Source organism: Pararhodobacter aggregans (genome assembly GCF_003075525.1).
GTDB classification, from domain to species: Bacteria; Pseudomonadota; Alphaproteobacteria; order Rhodobacterales; family Rhodobacteraceae; genus Pararhodobacter; species Pararhodobacter aggregans.
This window is the reverse complement of the sequence record NZ_QDDR01000009.1, coordinates 48,012-63,771: the sequence shown is the minus strand read 5'-3', so window position 1 is coordinate 63,771 and position 15,760 is coordinate 48,012. Positions and strand designations below refer to the sequence as shown.

Here is a 15,760-nt window from a genome sequence, read left to right as displayed (position 1 = left end):
GAATGCGTGACTCCGTCTCTGCCCGCCGACGCGCGCCCGCGCCTGCGACCTGGCGGATCGGCGACGGGTCGCCGCCCGCCGGTCCCTTCGTCGCGCTGGTCCCGGGGGCCGAGGCGCCGCTTATCGCGCTGAGCCTGCCCGCAGCGCTGAAAGGCGTCGCGCGCGAGGATGTGGCGCGGCGGCAAGCTCTGGACCGGATGGGGCCGGGACTGGACGTGCGCCCCGCGCGGCTGGACGGGGCCGAGGATTGGTTCCGCGTCGCCGTCGCCGAGAGGATGCAGGTGCTGCGCTGGCGCGGTGCGCTGGGCCCGGCGGCGGCGCGCTGCCGGGGGCTGGTGCCGGATTACCTGGCCCTGCCCACGGCACCCGGCCTCTGGGTGATCGAGGCGGATCGCGACGGGGTGGTGGCGCGGCTGGGACCGGCCGATGGCTTCGCCGCCGAACACGCGCTGGCGGTGCGGATGCTGACGCTTGCGCTGGCCGAGGCCCGGGCCGGCAGCGCGCCGCCCCGCGCGGTCCTGCTGACCGGCGAGACGGCCTCGGCCTTTGCCGGGCTTTTCGAGGGGGTGAGTCTGGTCTCGCAGGCCGGGGACCTGCCGGCTGCGCTGACCCCCGGTGTCATGGCGCTGGGCGAGGCTGCGGTCGATTTCGCCCGCGATCCCCGCGCCGATGCCGAGGGGGTCGAGGCCCGGATCCGGCGGCTGGTCTGGCCGGTGCTGCTGATCGTGCTGGGGGCGCTGGGCTGGGCCGGGGCGCAGGGTCTGGGGATCGCCCGCGACCGGACGCAGGCGGCCTCGGTGCAGGCAGAGACGCTGGCGGCGGTGCGTCGGGACCTGCTGCCTTCGGGCCCCATTCTGGACCTCGAGGTGCAGGTCATGCGCGAGATCGAGCGCCGCCGCGCCGCCGCCCAGCCTGAGGTCGCCGCCCTGGGACCGCTGGACCTGTTGCGGCAGGCCTCGCCGCTGCTGAGCGGGGCTGACGTGCAGGCGGTCACGCTGGGTGCCGACGGGCTTTCGGTCGAGGTGAAGCTCGCCGATTTCCAGGCGCTCGACGCGTTGGTGGCGTCGCTGGGCGCGGTGGGTCTGGCCGCGCGCACCAGCCGTTCGGCCATCGACCCCGACGGCGGCGTCGGCGCCACGCTGACGCTGGAGGCGCAGCCATGATCGCAACGCTTGCCCGCCAGCTCGCCCGCCGCAGCCCGCGCGAAAGGCTGCTGCTGGCGCTGCTGCTCCTTGGGGCGCTGCCGCTTGCCTTCGTGGTGCTGCTGGCGCTGCCGCTGCTCGAGTCGCGCGCCGCCGCCGGTGCCGATCTGGCTGCGGCGCGGGCCACGCAGGCCTGGTACAGCGCCCGTCAGGCCGAGATCGCGGCGCTGCCCGACCCCCGCGCGGCCCCGTCCGACGCCGGGCGCGTCGTCCCTGTGGGGCTGGGCGGGATCGAGGCGCGGCTCATCGCGGCGGGGTTGCGGCCTGCGGTGACGCTGCTCGCCAATGCCCCGAACGGGCGGGTGGCACTGAGCCTGCAATCGGTCGCCTTCGCCGATCTGATGCCCTGGATCGACGGCATCGGCGCTGCGGGCTACGGGGTGGCGGCCCTGATGATCGAGCGCAGCGCGCCGGGTGTTGTGGACGCCGAGTTGCAACTGGAGCCGCTGCGATGATCCGCGCTTTCGCCGTCTTTCTCGGTCTCTGGCTGGGTCTCTGTCTGGCGCTGGTGTTCGGGGGCACGCTGGGTCATCTGCGGATGGTCAGCGAGCGGACCGGCTGGGCGCTGCCCGGCTGGGTCGCGGGGCTGGAGGATGACAGCGGCTTCACGCAGGGGCAGGGGGATCTGGCGGGCGCGGCCTTCGACTGGCGGCTGGCGGGCTGGGACGGGTTCGACCTCAGCCTGAGCGGCCCTGACTGGCAGGCGACCGCCCGGGCCGAGCCCGAGGGCGCGGCAGTCAGGATCGGCGCGCTGAGCGGCAGCCTGGCGCTCGACTGGCTGGGGGCAGGGCCGGGCCTGCTGGCGCTGGAGGGGGGCGATCTGCTGGTCGGCCTCGACGGGCAGCTTCGCGAGGGCCGGATTGACGCTCAGGCGGAGGGCGGCCCGGTAACGCTGCTGTGGGAGGGGGGCGGCTGGCGGATCGCTAGCCGCTGACCAGCGCCTGCATGTCGAAGATCGGCAGCAGGATGGCCAGCACGATGGTCAGCACCATGCCGCCGACGATCACCATGCTGGCCGGTTCGATGATGACCGAGACGCGCTTGCGTTCGGTCCTGAGCCAGCTTTCCGCCAGCACCGCCGCCCGTTCCGTCATCGGCCCCAGCCGGGCCGAAGCCTCGCCCGCCTGCACCAATTGCCGGGCGACCGGGTGCAGGAACGGGAGCCGCGCCAGTGCCTGGCTCAGGCTCTCGCCGCGTTTCAGCGCCTCGCCCGCCTCCTCGGCCGTGGCGCGGTAACGGGCGATATCGAGGACACCGGCCGAAAAGCGCAGCGCCTCGGTCAGCGGCAGGCGCGAGTTGATGACCACGGCCAGCGTGCGCAGATACTGCGCGGCAGCGGCCATCCTGAGGAACCGCCCGATCAGCGGCAGGCGCAGGAACACGCCGTCCCGCCGGTCCCTGAGCGTGGGTGTGCGGGCGATCAGGACCCACAGGAAGACCAGCGCCGCCGCGCCCAGCAACAGCATGGGCCACTGGCCCCGCACCCAGTCGACCAGCCCCATGACCGCGATGGTCAGGGGCGGCAGCGGGCGGCCGGAATCCTCGAACATCGCCACGATCTCGGGCGCGACGGTGGTCATCAGGATGGCGCAGACGACGACCGCCACCACGGTGACGAAGGCCGGATAGACCAGCGCCGAGGTGATCGCCGCGCGGTCCCCGGCCGAGGTTTCCAGATGCTCGGCCAGAGTGTTGAAGACCGCGCCCAGATCGCCCGACCGCTCCCCGGCCCGCACCGCCGCCGCGTACCATGGCGGCAGCGCACCGCCCGCGCGGCTGAGGGCATCGGCCATGGATTCGCCCTCCAGAAGCCCCGCCCGGGCCTCGGCCGCCAGCCGCTCGATCCGTGCCGCCCCGGCCGACCCCTGCACCGCCTCCAATGCCGCATCGGCCGCCAGCCCCGCGCCCAGCAGCACCGCCATCTGCCGGGTGAAGACGCTGAGCAGATCGCGGTCGATCCGCCGCTCGCGACGCCGGGTGCGGGTGACGGCCTTGCCCTGCGCCTCGAGCGTCGAGGGCATGAGCCCCAGCGCCGCCACCCGTTGCGAGGCGTCGCCCTCGTCCTCGGCCACCACCATGCCGCGCTTGCGTTTGCCGTCGGGCGTATAGGCGGTGTAGGCGAAGGTCTTCACGGGGTTTCACCCAGCACGCGGCGCACTTCGGCGAGGGATGTCTTGCCCTCGGCCACCAGCGCCAGCGCCGATTGCATCAGCGTCGGGCGGGGACCTGCGGCCTCGCGAAGGCGGACCTCGGAGGCGTCGCTGTCGATGGCCGCGCGCAGGTCCTCGGTGATGTCGAGGATGTCGAAGACGCCGACCCGGCCGGAAAAGCCCGTCTCGTCGCAGGAGTCACAGCCCCGGGCATGGGGCAGGGTGTCGGGGACCGCGACGCCCTGGGCGCGGAACTGGGCGGCCTCGGCCTCGGTCGGGGGGGCGTGCCGGGCGCAGGCGGGGCACAGGCGCCGGACCAGCCGCTGCGCCATCACGCCCCGCAGCGTGGCGGCGATCAGATAGCCCTCGACGCCCAGCTCCCGCAGCCGGACCACGGCCGAGAGGGCGGAATTGGCGTGCAGCGAGGAAAAGACCAGATGCCCGGTCAGCGCCGCCTCGCAGGCCACCTGCGCCGTCTCGCCGTCGCGGATCTCGCCCACCAGGATCACATCGGGATCCTGCCTGAGGATCGAGCGCAGGCCGCGGGCGAAGGTCAGCCCGATCTCGGGGTTGACCGGCGTCTGGCTGATGCCGGGCAGGTCGTATTCGACCGGATCCTCGACCGTGAGGATCGTGCGCTCCCGCCGGTCGGCGAGCCTGAGCAGCGAATAGAGCGTGGTGGTCTTGCCGGACCCGGTCGGACCGGTCGCCAGGATGATCCCGTTGGGCAGCGCCGCCAGCCGGTTCAGCCGCGCCGCGTTTTCCTCGGACAGGCCCAGCCGGTCCAGCCCCATCAACCCGCCGGATCGGTCGAGAAGCCGCATCACCACCCGTTCGCCATGATGGCCGGGCAGGGTGGAGAGGCGCACGTCGATGGCCCGCCCGCCCAGCCGGAGGGCGATCCGCCCGTCCTGCGGCAGCCGCGTCTCGGCGATGTCGAGCCCGGCCATGACCTTCAGCCGTGACACGACGCGCCTGGCGGGCACGTCGCGGCGGTCGAAGACGTTCTGCATGGTGCCGTCGATCCGCATCCGGGCCCGCAACCCGTCCTCGTGCGGCTCCAGATGCAGGTCCGAGGCCGCGCCCCTGACCGCCTGCCTGAGCAGCTGGTTGACCAGCCGGATGACCGGCGCATCCTCGGGATCCTCAAGAATATCGCGGGCGGCGCGCTGGGGATTGTCCTCCAGATCGAAGGCGACCTCGCCGCCCTCTTCCTTGCCGGTGTCGTAAAGCCGCGACAGGCGGGCCTGGAACGCGTCGAGGTCCAGCGCCTCGGGATCGACCGGGCGCCCGGCGGCACGGCGCGCCGCGCGCAACCCGTTCATCGTCGCCTCAGGCCCGGTCAGCAGCGTCGTTTCGTCCAGCGCCACCTGATTGTCGCGGGCGAAGGCAAAGGGCAGCCGTGTGCCGCTCATGGCCCGCTCATTGGCCGGAGCCGACGTTCAGGCGCGGCGGCAGCGGCGGGAACAGCCGCTCGCGCACCGCCTGGTCGACATAGGTCTCGTCGAAGGGCTGGTTCAGGTCCACGCCGTCGAAGGGAAAGCCGGTGCGGCGGACCTGGGGATAGAGGCTGTCATTGTTGCGCGGCGCGATCTGGCGGCTGAGCGTCTCGCTCTGGCGGGCGATCTCCCGCGTGATGCGGGTGGCGTCGCGCTCGCTGCTGACGATGCGGGGACGCAGCATCACGAGGAGCACGCGCTGCCCCTCCTGTACCGAGCGGCCGCGGAACAGGTTGCCCAGCAGCGGGATGTTGCTCAGGCCCGGGACGCGCTGGTTCTGCGCGGTCGAGCTGTCCTCGATCAGGCCGCCGAGGATGATGACCTCACCGTCGCCCACCAGCGCATTGGTCGACAGCCGACGCCGGGCGGTGATCTCGCCCCCCGCCGCCGCGGTCGAGCCGGTCAGGTTCGAGACCTCCTGCGCGATGGCCATCCGGACGGTGCCGTCATCGGTGATCTGTGGCGTCACGGTCAGGGTCAGGCCCACATCCTGCCGCTCGATGGTCTGGAACGGGTCCTGCGCCGAGCCGCCCTGGGTCGAGGAATAGGAGCCGGTGACGAAGGGCACGTTCTGCGCCACGACGATTTCGGCCTCCTGATTGTTCAGCGTCAGCACCGCGGGCGTGCTCAGCAGCCGGGTGGTGCGTTCGCGGGCGATGGCGGTGATGAGCGCCGCGAAGTTCCCGTCCGAGGCGCCGATGAACCCGCCGTTGCCGGGGTTGGGCGTGGTCGTGCCGCCCGCCATGGCCTGCGAGATCAGCGTGATGAGCGACGAGCGCCCGTCCATGGCAAACGAGGTGCCGCCGCCGATGGCCTCGTTCAGAAGGCCCCCGAACTGCACCGAGAGATCCGAGAAATTCTCGGCCGAAATCTCGAAGATCACCGCCTCGATCAGCACCTGTGCCGGGCGGATGTCCAGCGAATGGACGGCCTGGGCGATGGCGTCGACCCGGTCGCGGGGGGCGGTCACCAGAATGGAATTGGTCTGCGGCTCGGCGACGATGGTGATCGCGGCCTCGCCCTCGCCGCCCGCGCCGATCGACTGGCGCAGCACCTCGGCGAGGTCGGTCGCCTGGGCATAGCTCAGCCGCACCACGCGCGAGGTCGGGCGTTGCTGCGGCTGGTCCAGCTGGTTGACCACGTTGCGCACCCGGTTGCGGAATTCGGCCGGGCCGGCCACCACGATGGCATTGGCGCCGGTATCGGCGGCGATGGTGCCCGCGCCGCCGGTGGCGGGCAGGGCCGCCTGCAGGACCGCGATCATCTCGCCCGCGCGGGCATAGTTCAGCGGGATCGTCTCGACCGAGCGGGTGCTGGCCTGACCCAGCCGGGCGACCAGCGCCTCGATCCGGCCGATGTTCTCGCTGCGGTCGGACAGGATCAGCAGCCCGGCCGAGGGCACCGGGGTCAGCACCGCCTCGGGCGCGATCAGGGGCTCCACCACGTCATAGACTTCGGTCAGATCGCCGCCCGGCACCGGGATCACGCGCGTCTCATAGGCGCCCGGCCGCGGCACCCGGCCCGCCCCCGAGGCAAGGCTTGCGGCCGCGTTCATCGGCACGATGCGGTCGACGCCCTCGCCCTCGACAATGGTCAGGTTGTTGATCTCCAGCACGTTGAGGAAGATCTCGTACATCGCGGCGGGCGTCACCGGCACCGGCGCGAAGACCGACACGGTCCCCTGCACATCGGGATCGACCAGAAAGTTGCGCCCGGTCTGTTCGCCCACCAGCTGGATGTAATTGCGCAGATCGACGTCGCGCAGATCCAGCCTGAGCTGGGCTGCGGCAGGATGCCCGACGCCAAGAGCGAGGTACAGGCACAGAAGGAACAGGGCAATCAGGCGGCTCATGGGGCAATTGTTTCCGAAAAGGAGGCAGCGTCAACGGGCATCGACACGCGGGGTGCCATGACCGGCGCTGCCGACAGGGGGCGGCGGTTCATCGGCTCAGGCCGAACATGTCGCGTCCGAAGCTGCCCGAAGGGCCGGAGGCGGGAAAGCCGGGGCGGCGCGAGCCGCTGCCGGGCGGCAGGTCGAAGCTGTCGAGCGGTGAGGCCTCGAAGGTGCCTTCACGCTCGGGCGGGAGGCCGTCGGCGCGGTCCGCGGGCGCTTCGCTGCGGCCGCGCAGATCGGCGTCATGGAACGCGCCATCGACCGATTGCCGGTCTTCCTGAAAGCCGATCACCACGTCCTCGCCGAAGACGTCGATGACGATGCCTTCGGCCGTGATCTCGAGGATTTCGTGGCCCTCGGGTAGAACCGAGCCCCGGCGGAGCACCAGGGCGCCATCGGGCGTCTCGATCAGGGCGAAACCCTCGGAGGCGTCGGTGGCGACGGCAAGGCCGCGCAGGACATAGAGGTCGGGGTCGAAATCGTCGGCCGGGTCATAGGCGGGCTCTGGCGGGGGTGCGGGCGGGGCCTGTGGCAGGGCGGGGGGCACGGCGGCGGGCGGGCGGCCGAAAAGCGCGGCCCAGTCGCGCCCGGCCTCGGGCACCGCCGGCGCCGAGCCGGCCTCGATCCCGCGGGCAGTGACCGGGGGCAGGGGGGACACGCGCGGGACAGGGGCAAGGGCGGCGAGGGCGGCCAGTCCCAGGCCCAGGCCGCAGACCGCCGCCGCCGGAAACAGCCACAGCGCCGGGGCCCGCCCCGCCGCTTGCGCGTGCGAGGGCGCGGTCGTCACGCGGGCGGGCGTGGCAAGGGTCATGCGCGATCAGCCTCTGGGTGTTTTTCTGGACATTATCCGCCTCTCGGCCTAGGATGAAAAGAAAAATCAGGGTGAGAGCAGTGATCGAGTTTCGCGGGTTCCGGGGCGGTGTTGCTGCGTTGTGCGTGGCGACGGCGCTGGCCTCGTGCGAGAACGCCGGAACCCTGCCCGGTGGCGGCGCGGAATCCGAGTATCTGGTCGCCCGGCAAGCGCTTGAGACCGGCAATTACGACATCGCGATCCGCACCTATGCCCGGCTGATGGGCAGGGTCGATGCCAGCGCCGCCTCCCGGTTGCAGCTGGAATATGCCCATGCGCTGCTGCGCGGCAACCGCTTCGACGAGGCGGTCGCCGCCACCGATCCGCTGATCGCGCGGCACGACGGGGCGATCCGCCTCTCGGCGCTGGCGGTGCGCGGCACCGCGCGGCACGAGGAAGCCCGCCGCCAGATCGACGCGGGCCGGGGCACGGCCGCCACGCGGACGCTGCTGATGGCGGCGCAGGCGGATCTCACCGCCACGCTGCAGGCCCCCGAACCGCTGGATGCCACGGGTTCGATGCGGGCGCGGCTGGACCTGATCGCCGCCGATCTGGCCCGGCTGCGCTGAGTCGGGATCGCGACCCGTCCTGCGACGGGCGCGCGCGTTTTCCGGGTGTTTTCTCAATGAAATCAACCCAAGGTAGAAATCGCGCAAAAACACCCGCGAAAATCCCTACCAAATCGTTAACGACAATAAATCAGACCTGAAATGCCCCATTCCCGCCCGGTTCCGCCAGCAGCGTCTGCGCATCGTAGTGCTGGTAAGGAGACGGGACATGACCGGAGCGATTGCTCGAACCTGGGGGAAGAGCCGGGCCAGGATGGCCGCATTGACCCTGTTGGCGCTGGGCGCGACGTCCCCGGCGGCCGGAGCAGAGACCGAGTTTCTGGGGGGCGGGTTTCTGGTGGTCAGGAACGACAGCTGCGCCGAATACGGCTGGACGGGGACGCATCAGGTTCTGGCGCGGCTGGCACCGCAGGGAGCACCCGGCAATCCCGATGACCAGACGCAGGTCGCGCTGCTGCTGTCGACCGGGACCATCGCCTTCCGCTTCAACAGCGTGCGCAACTATCGCTACACGCAGGTCATCGACCAGGCGACCTATGTCTGGAACGGCCCCTGGTCGCCCGAGGAGCCGACGATGAATTTCTATTATCATTACGTCGGCAACATCCCTTCGCCGACGGATACCGCGCTCGATAATCTGGTGCTTGTCTTCAACAATTTCAACGAGCACCCCGGGTGCCGGGTCGACGCCTATCTGGCGTTGCGCCGCAATTGAGAGGGGCTGTCATGACCATTTTCCACAAATGCCTGACGGCGCTGCGGCCGCTGGCCCTGTCCCTGCCGCTGGCGCTGATGGCGGCGCTGCCGGCCAAGGCCGAATACATGGGCGGCGGCTATCTGAGCGATGCCTATGGCTGCGAGGCCTCCGGCTGGCCGGTCGGCACCGAAATGGTGCGGGCGCGGCTCAATGCGCGCCAGCTTGGCGGCTGGACCAGCGAACTGGTGCTGAATTTCGCCGTCGGCGGGTCGAACACCTACCGGTTCCGCGGCGATGTCGCCCGGGCGCCGCGCTGGCACCGGGTCGAGGGCGCGGTGGTCTGGGGGCGGCTCTACGATCTGGGCAGCAGGACGCAGATCCGCATCCTCAGCGTCGATCTGGCGCCCTACATGGGCGGCACGATCTCGGAACATTCGCCGACAATCCGCCTGCGCGCCCGGATCCGCAATTTCAACGGCATCCAGGGCTGCGCGGTGACCGCGACCCTGATGCTGAACGCCTGGGATCAGCCGGGCAGCTGAGCCCAGGCCGTCCCAGCGTGCGCGCCCGCGGCCGTCAGGCCGCGGCGGCGGGGCGCCGGATCAGCGGCGCGGCTTCCAGGACCAGCGGCGCGAAACCGTCGCCGCCCGCGTCGAGCAGGTCGAAGAACTGGCGACGCATCCGCGGCTCCCAGAAATCGTTGATATGCGCGGCAAGACCCGCGACGCCCTCGTCATGCGGCTTCGAGGTCATGAAGGCGGCGATCTGGTTCGCCATGCGGGTGATCTTGTCAGCGGACATGGGATTGCTCCGTCTCGATGCGGTCGGTGTGGGTAAAGGCCTCGAACCTCTCGGGGCGGGCCTGGGCGATGAGGGTAAGGCCGAGCTGGTCGGCAAGATCCACGGCATCGGCGGTGGGGGACGAAACGGCGATCAGCACCGGCGCCCCCAGCGCCGCCACCTTCTGCACGAGGTCGATGGACACGCGCGAGGTCAGCACCACGGCGCCCTTCGCAGGATGGGCAATATTGCCCATCCTACCCGAGACCAGCGCCCCGACCAGCTTGTCCAGCGCGTTGTGCCGCCCGACATCCTCGCGCGCGGCAACCATCCGCGTCCCGTCCCAGAACCCCGCGCAATGCGCCGAGCGGGTCAGGTCATGCAGCGCCTGCTGTCCGGGCAGGGCGGCGACGGCGGCCATGATCTGCGTCGGCGTCAGCCGGTAGCCGCCATGGGGCAGCGGTGCCATCTCGCGCATCGCCTGTTCCAGGCTGTCGATCCCGCACAGCCCGCAGCCCACCGGCCCGGCCATGACCCGGCGGCGTTCCTTGAGCCGGGCCTCGGCGGCCTCGGCCACCCAGAGCTGCACGTCGAGGCCCTTCGGGGTCTCGACCACCTCCAGGCTCTCGATCTCGTCGGGCCGCGCCAGCCCTTCGGTCAGCGCGAAGCCATAGGCGAAATCCTCGAGGTCATCGGGTGTCGCCATCATCACCGCCTGGGTCGAGCCGTTGAAGGTCAGCGCGACGGCGACCTCCTCGGGCAGGACGCGCTCGCCCGGCACGATCCCCCCCTGGGGGGAGGTGCCGAACGCCAGGCGTGGACGGGGGCGGGCACCCAGCATGGCCTTACTCGGCGGCCGGCAGGATGCGGCGGGCCATTTCGGCCTGGGCCGCGTAGTCTTCCTGCCATTGCGAGGGCCCGTTCGAGGGCGAGACCTGCACCGCCGTCACCTTGTATTCCGGGCAGTTGGTGGCCCAGTCCGAGAAATCGGTGGTGACGACGTTGGCCTGCGTGTCCGGGTGGTGGAAGGTGGTGTAGACCACCCCGGGCGAGACCTTGTCGGTGATCGTCGCGCGCAGCGTGGTTTCCCCCGAGCGCGAGGCGAGCCGCACGTAATCCCCGTCCCGGATGCCGCGGTTCTCGGCGTCGTGGGGGTGGATCTCCAGCACGTCCTGATCGTGCCAGACGACGTTCGCGGTGCGCCTTGTCTGGGCGCCGACGTTGTACTGGCTGAGGATCCGGCCGGTGGTCAGCAACAGCGGGAAGCGCGGGCCGGTCTTCTCATCCGTCGCCACGTATTCGGTGCGGATGAACTTGCCCTTGCCGCGCACGAAGCCGTCGACGTGCATGGTCGGCGTGCCCTCGGGCGCCTTCTCGTTGCAGGGCCATTGCACCGAGTTCTTGGCCTCGAGCATGTCGTAATTCACCCCGGCGAACGAGGGGGTGAGCAGCGCGATCTCGTCCATGATCTGGCTGGGATGGGCGTAGTTCCAGTTGGCGCCCATCGCGTTGGCCAGCATCTGGGTGACTTCCCAATCCTCGTAGCCGTTCTTCGGCGCCATCACCTTGCGCACCAGGTTGATGCGGCGCTCGGCGTTGGTGAAGGTCCCGTTCTTTTCGAGGAAGGTCGAGCCCGGCAGGAAGACATGCGCGTAATTCGCCGTCTCGTTCAGGAAGAGGTCATGCACGATGACGCAATCCATCGCCGCGAGGCCCGCCGCGACATGCTTGGTGTCGGGATCGGATTGCAGGATGTCCTCGCCCTGGCAATAGAGGCCCTTGAAGCTGCCCTCGACCGCCGCGTCCAGCATGTTGGGGATGCGCAGGCCCGGCTCGTTGTCGATGTCGACGCCCCAGGCCCCTTTGAACAGCGCGCGCACGTCGTCGTTCTTGACGTGACGATAGCCCGGCAGTTCATGCGGGAACGACCCCATGTCGCACGAGCCCTGCACGTTGTTCTGGCCTCGCAGCGGGTTCACGCCGACGCCCGGACGGCCGATGTTGCCGGTCAGCATGGCGAGGTTGGCGATGCCGATGACGGTGGTCGAGCCCTGGCTGTGCTCGGTCACGCCCAGCCCGTAATAGATCGCGCCGTTGCCGCCGGTGGCATAGAGCCGCGCCGCCTCGCGCACCGTCTCGGCCGGGACGCCGGTCAGCGATTCGACCGCTTCGGGCGCATGATGCGGCTGGCTGACGAATTCGGCGTAGTCCTGGAATTCGTCCCAGTCGCAGCGCTCGCGGATGAAGGCCTCGTTCATCAGGCCCTCGGTCACGATCACATGCGCCAGCGCCGTGACCACGGCCACGTTGGTGCCCGGGCGCAGCGGCAGGTGATGGGTCGCATTGGCATGCGCCGCCTCGACCGTTTCGGTGCGGCGCGGATCGACCACGATCAGCTTGGCGCCCTGGCGGATGCGTTTCTTCATCCGGCTGGCGAAGACCGGGTGCGCGGCGCTGGGGTTGGCGCCGATCACCATGATGACGTCGGAATGCTCGACACTGTCGAAGTTCTGCGTCCCGGCCGAGGTGCCATAGGTCTGGCCCAGGCCGTAGCCGGTCGGCGAGTGGCAGACGCGGGCGCAGGTATCGGTGTTGTTGTTCAGGAACACCGCGCGGGTCAGCTTCTGCACGAGGTAGGTTTCCTCGTTGGTGCAGCGGCTCGAGGTGATGACACCGACCGACTGCCGACCGTGTTCGGCGATGATGCCCTTCATGCGGTTGGCGGCGAAGCCCAGCGCCTCGTCCCAGCTGACTTCGCGCCAGGGATCAGTGATCTTGTCGCGGATCATCGGGTTGAGGATGCGTTCCTTGTGGGTGGCATAGCCCCAGGCGAAGCGGCCCTTGACGCAGCTGTGGCCGCGGTTGGCCTTGCCGTCCTTGTGGGGGACCATGCGCACCAGCTCATCGCCGCGCAGTTCCGCCTTGAACGAGCAGCCGACGCCGCAATAGGCGCAAGTGGTGATGACCGAGCGTTCGGGCGTGCCGATTTCCACGACCGACTTTTCCACCAGCGTGGCGGTGGGGCAGGCCTGCACGCAGGCGCCGCAGGACACGCAGTCCGACGACAGGAAGGTGTCGCCCGACATGCCCGCCGAGACGCGGCTGTCAAAGCCCCGGCCCTGGATGGTCAGCGCGAAGGTGCCCTGCACCTCTTCGCAGGCCCGCACGCAGCGCGAGCAGACGATGCATTTGGACGGGTCATAGTCGAAATAGGGGTTCGACGTGTCCTTGGCCATGTATTGCGGGTTGGCATGGCCGTTATGGCGCGGGCGGAAATGGGTGTCGACCGCGTCATAGCGCACGTCGCGCAGGCCCACGGCCCCGGCCATGTCCTGCAATTCGCAATCGCCGTTGGCGGCGCAGGTCAGGCAGTCCAGCGGGTGGTCCGAGATGTAGAGCTCCATCACCCCCTTGCGCAGCCGCTTCAGCGTCTCGTTCTGGGTGTGGACGGTCAGCCCCTCGGCCACCGGCGTGGTGCAGGAGGCGGGGGTGCCGTTGCGGCCGTCGATCTGCACCAGACACAGGCGGCACGAGCCGAAAGCCTCGACGCTGTCGGTGGCGCAGAGCTTGGGGATCTGGATCCCGGCCAGCGAGGCGGCGCGCATGATCGAGGTGCCTTCGGGCACCGTCACCTCGAAGCCATCAATGGTCAGCGTGACCTGCTTTTCAGACCGCGAGGCAGGGGTGCCGTAGTCGCGATCGTCCCAGGGAATGATGAAATCCTTCATGGCGTGGTCTCCCCTTGGGGTTTGGCTTTTGGCTTGGGGCAGCGGGCGATCAGCTCGCCACGCAGGAGGGTCAGAAGGTCTTTGGGGTCGGGAGGGGTCATTGGCTGCCCTCCTTTTGCGCCTTGGCATGGGCGACGATGGCATTGGCATGGCCGTGGCCCAGCCCGTGCTTGGCCTTGAGCGCACCGACCACCGCCATATGCGGCTGGTCCTTCAACCCCTCGCGGGCGATGGCCAGCCAATGGTCGACGGGCTTGCCATAGGTCTTTTCGATCGAGGGGAAATAGGACGCGGGGCCCTTGACCGTGTCGCTCATGACCAGCCCTCCGACGCGCCTTGCCGGACGGGTTTCATTCCGCGGCCGCCTTGGCGGTGGCGAAATCGTCGGGGAAATGCGTCAGCGCCGACATCACCGGATAGGGGGTGAAGCCGCCCAGCGCGCAGAGCGAGCCCGATTTCATCGTGTTGCACAGATCCGCCACCAGCGGCAGGGCCGAGGGATCGCCCGCCGCCACCCGGTCCAGCGTCTCGACCCCGCGCACCGCGCCGATCCGGCAGGGGGTGCATTTGCCGCAGCTCTCGATGGCGCAGAATTCCATGGCGAAACGGGCCATCTTCAGCATGTCGGTGCTGTCGTCGGCGATGGTCAGACCGGCGTGGCCGATGAGACCGTCCTTGGCCGCGAAATCCTCGTAGGTGAAGGGCGTGTCAAACAGCGAGGTCGGGAACCAGGCGCCCAAGGGCCCGCCCACCTGCACCGCCTTGACCGGACGGCCCGAGGCGGTGCCGCCAGCAATCTCGTTGACGATCTCGCCCAGCGAGAGGCCGAAAGCGGTTTCGAACAGGCCGCCGAATTTCACGTTCCCGGCGATCTGCAGCGCCATGGTGCCATGCGAGCGGCCCATGCCGAAATTCTTGTAGAAGGCGGCGCCGCGATCCATGATGACCGGCACCGAGGCCAGCGAGATGACGTTGTTCACCACGGTGGGCTTGCCCATGAAGCCCTGCAGCGCGGGCAGCGGGGGCTTCGCGCGCACCACGCCGCGCTTGCCTTCCAGGGAGTTCAGCAGCGAAGTCTCCTCGCCGCAGACATAGGCGCCCGCGCCGACGCGGACCTCCATGTCGAAAGCGTGATCCGAGCCCAGCACGCGGGGGCCGAGGATCCCGGCCGCGCGGGCGACCTCGATGGCCTTCTGCATCTGGGTGATGGCAATCGGATATTCCGAGCGGGTGTAGATATAGCCCTTGGTCGCGCCGACCGCGATCCCGGCGATGGCCATGCCCTCGATCAGGGTGAAGGGGTCGCCTTCCATCAGCATCCGGTCGGCGAAAGTGGCGCTGTCGCCCTCGTCGGCGTTGCAGACGATGTATTTCTGGCTGGCCCTGGCGTCGTGGACGGTCTTCCACTTGATGCCGGTCGGGAAGCCCGCGCCGCCCCGGCCGCGCAGGCCGGAATCGGTCACTTCCTGCACGATGGCGGCGGGCGTCATGCCCAGCGCGCGCTTCAGGCCCTTGAGGCCGTGGTGCAGTTCGTAATCATGCAGGCTGGTCGGATCGACGACGCCGCAACGGGCGAAGGTCAGGCGGGTCTGGCGCTTCATCCAGTCCAGCTCTTCCGTCAGGCCCAGCGCCTTGGGATGGGCGGCCAGATCGTCGAACAGCGCCGGCACGTCCTCAGGCGTCATCGGCCCGAAGGCCAGGCGCCCGTCCTCGGTCGCGACCTCGGCCATCGGCTCAAGCCAGACCATCCCGCGCGAACCGTTGCGAATGAGCGTGATCGCCACGCCGCGCTTTTGCGCTTCGGCGGTGATCGCCTCGGCGATGTCGTCGGCGCCCAGTGCCACGGCGGCCGAATCGAGGGGGAGGTAGATCTTCATCAGCGCGCCCCTTCCAGAATGCGGTCCAGTTTCGCCACGTCGGCCCGACCGACCAGCTTGCCGTTGACCATCGCCGCCGGGCCGCAGGCACAAAGCCCGAGGCAGAAGATCGGCTCCAGCGTCACGGCGCCGTCGGCGGTGGTCTCGTGCCAGTCGATGCCCAGCTTGCCGCGGGCGTGATCGGCCAGCGCATCGGCGCCGACCGATTGGCAGGCCTCGGCCCGGCAGAGCTTCAGCACGGTGCGACCGGCCGGATTCTCGCGGAAATCATGGTAGAAGCTCATCACGCCATGCGCTTCGGCGCGGGTGATGTTCAGGTCCTTGGCGATGACCGGCAGCGCCTCTTGCGGGACATGGCCAAAGGCCTCCTGCACCGCGTGAAGGATCGGCAGCAACGCGCCTTCCATGCCGCGGTGGGCGTTCAGGATCTCGTGCAGGGTCTCAAGACCCGCATCGCCGAATTCTGGTGTGGCTGACATTGGCTTCTCCGGTCGGTTCATCACGGGATACCGGC

General features: G+C 69.7%; 16 protein-coding genes. 6 read left to right on the top strand and 10 right to left on the bottom strand.

Translation table 11 applies throughout. From position 1 onward, the window contains the following. The first annotated feature begins 2 nt into the window (after positions 1 to 2). Genes DDE23_RS16530 through DDE23_RS16520 form a run of 3 tightly spaced genes read left to right on the top strand, consistent with a single transcriptional unit; the run spans position 3 to position 2,136 of the window. Positions 3 to 1,163, top strand: a complete 1,161-nt coding sequence (locus DDE23_RS16530) for a type II secretion system protein L (RefSeq protein WP_107753113.1) — start codon at positions 3 to 5, stop codon at positions 1,161 to 1,163. Beyond that, positions 1,160 to 1,657 carry a type II secretion system protein GspM gene (gene gspM, locus DDE23_RS16525; RefSeq protein ID WP_107753111.1) on the top strand — a complete coding sequence of 166 codons (498 nt, stop codon included), beginning with the start codon at positions 1,160 to 1,162 and terminating at the stop codon, positions 1,655 to 1,657. The genes DDE23_RS16530 and gspM overlap by 4 nt, the downstream gene beginning before the upstream one ends. Next, entirely contained in the window at positions 1,654 to 2,136 is a 483-nt protein-coding gene (locus DDE23_RS16520; RefSeq protein ID WP_107753109.1) for a hypothetical protein, read from the top strand. Before gspM ends, DDE23_RS16520 begins: the two co-directional genes overlap by 4 nt. Here DDE23_RS16520 and DDE23_RS16515 read toward each other — a convergent pair. The 4 genes from DDE23_RS16515 to DDE23_RS16500 all read right to left on the bottom strand — a co-directional run bounded on the left by DDE23_RS16515 (position 2,126) and on the right by DDE23_RS16500 (position 7,556). Beyond that, a complete protein-coding gene (locus tag DDE23_RS16515) occupies positions 2,126 to 3,334 on the bottom strand; it encodes a type II secretion system F family protein (RefSeq protein WP_238150025.1) in 1,209 nt (402 codons plus the stop codon). The two genes, DDE23_RS16520 and DDE23_RS16515, sit on opposite strands and share 11 nt — an antisense overlap. Further along, positions 3,331 to 4,767, bottom strand: coding sequence for a GspE/PulE family protein (locus tag DDE23_RS16510; RefSeq protein ID WP_107753107.1), 1,437 nt, complete (start codon positions 4,765 to 4,767; stop codon positions 3,331 to 3,333). The genes DDE23_RS16515 and DDE23_RS16510 overlap by 4 nt, the downstream gene beginning before the upstream one ends. 7 nt (positions 4,768 to 4,774) lie before the next feature. Beyond that, on the bottom strand, positions 4,775 to 6,703 hold the full coding sequence (locus DDE23_RS16505; RefSeq protein WP_107753105.1) for a secretin N-terminal domain-containing protein: 1,929 nt from the start codon (positions 6,701 to 6,703) through the stop codon (positions 4,775 to 4,777). 88 nt (positions 6,704 to 6,791) lie between these two features. Continuing rightward, entirely contained in the window at positions 6,792 to 7,556 is a 765-nt protein-coding gene (locus DDE23_RS16500; RefSeq protein ID WP_107753104.1) for a hypothetical protein, read from the bottom strand. A gap of 71 nt (positions 7,557 to 7,627) precedes the next feature. On the opposite strand from DDE23_RS16500, the gene DDE23_RS16495 reads away from it, so the two are divergent. The 3 genes from DDE23_RS16495 to DDE23_RS16485 all read left to right on the top strand — a co-directional run bounded on the left by DDE23_RS16495 (position 7,628) and on the right by DDE23_RS16485 (position 9,403). Next, entirely contained in the window at positions 7,628 to 8,164 is a 537-nt protein-coding gene (locus tag DDE23_RS16495; RefSeq protein WP_133239583.1) for an outer membrane protein assembly factor BamD, read from the top strand. 253 nt (positions 8,165 to 8,417) lie between these two features. Then, positions 8,418 to 8,879 (top strand): hypothetical protein, encoded by a 462-nt coding sequence (locus tag DDE23_RS16490; protein WP_133239582.1) that lies wholly within the window; start codon positions 8,418 to 8,420, stop codon positions 8,877 to 8,879. Between the two features lie 11 nt (positions 8,880 to 8,890). After that, complete coding sequence (locus tag DDE23_RS16485) at positions 8,891 to 9,403, top strand: hypothetical protein (RefSeq protein WP_107753098.1); 513 nt, start codon at positions 8,891 to 8,893, stop codon at positions 9,401 to 9,403. A gap of 34 nt (positions 9,404 to 9,437) precedes the next feature. Here the strand turns inward: DDE23_RS16485 and DDE23_RS16480 are convergent, their stop codons facing one another. The 6 genes from DDE23_RS16480 to DDE23_RS16455 all read right to left on the bottom strand — a co-directional run bounded on the left by DDE23_RS16480 (position 9,438) and on the right by DDE23_RS16455 (position 15,725). Then, positions 9,438 to 9,662: a formate dehydrogenase subunit delta gene (locus DDE23_RS16480; protein ID WP_107753096.1), complete on the bottom strand. Its 225-nt coding sequence runs from the start codon at positions 9,660 to 9,662 to the stop codon at positions 9,438 to 9,440. Continuing rightward, positions 9,652 to 10,482, bottom strand: a complete 831-nt coding sequence (gene fdhD / locus DDE23_RS16475; RefSeq protein ID WP_107753094.1) for a formate dehydrogenase accessory sulfurtransferase FdhD — start codon at positions 10,480 to 10,482, stop codon at positions 9,652 to 9,654. Before fdhD ends, DDE23_RS16480 begins: the two co-directional genes overlap by 11 nt. 4 nt (positions 10,483 to 10,486) lie before the next feature. Beyond that, positions 10,487 to 13,369 (bottom strand): formate dehydrogenase subunit alpha, encoded by a 2,883-nt coding sequence (fdhF, locus tag DDE23_RS16470; protein WP_107753091.1) that lies wholly within the window; start codon positions 13,367 to 13,369, stop codon positions 10,487 to 10,489. A 97-nt stretch (positions 13,370 to 13,466) separates the two neighbouring features. After that, positions 13,467 to 13,685 (bottom strand): DUF4287 domain-containing protein, encoded by a 219-nt coding sequence (locus tag DDE23_RS16465; RefSeq protein WP_107753090.1) that lies wholly within the window; start codon positions 13,683 to 13,685, stop codon positions 13,467 to 13,469. Positions 13,686 to 13,719: 34 nt separating this feature from the next. Then, positions 13,720 to 15,246, bottom strand: coding sequence for a formate dehydrogenase beta subunit (locus DDE23_RS16460; protein ID WP_107753088.1), 1,527 nt, complete (start codon positions 15,244 to 15,246; stop codon positions 13,720 to 13,722). After that, positions 15,246 to 15,725, bottom strand: coding sequence for a formate dehydrogenase subunit gamma (locus tag DDE23_RS16455; protein WP_107753086.1), 480 nt, complete (start codon positions 15,723 to 15,725; stop codon positions 15,246 to 15,248). Before DDE23_RS16455 ends, DDE23_RS16460 begins: the two co-directional genes overlap by 1 nt. Positions 15,726 to 15,760 lie beyond the last annotated feature (35 nt).